We start from the raw sequence: 275 nt of genomic DNA, 5'->3' as shown, positions 1-275 counted from the left end.
GCCAACCGCGCCTATGAGGTGGGTCTGGCGGGCCCGCTGAACGTGGCCTTTGGTCTGGAGGCCCGCCGCGAAACCTATGAGATCGGCGCGGGCGAGCCCCAGTCGTATGATCGCGGCCCGGTCGCGGGCAAGGGGTCGGCGTCGCAGGGCTATGGCGGTTTCGCGCCCTCCAACGTCCTGTCCAAGAACCGCAGCAATGTCGGCGTCTATGTCGATGTCGAAGGCGAGCTGGTTGAAAACTTCACCGCCTCGGCGGCCCTGCGGTACGAAAACTA

The 275-nt window shown here is 65.8% G+C and carries 1 protein-coding gene; it reads left to right on the top strand.

The features are described 5' to 3' along the window. Positions 1–275: hypothetical protein (locus ACM0OZ_RS49310; RefSeq protein WP_414590230.1), on the top strand; the 275-nt coding region annotated here is incomplete at both ends.

The organism is Scytonema sp. PCC 10023 (assembly GCF_963920835.1).
Lineage (GTDB): Bacteria > Cyanobacteriota > Cyanobacteriia > Cyanobacteriales > Nostocaceae > Kalymmatonema.
This window is presented reverse-complemented; position numbering and strand designations above follow the sequence as displayed.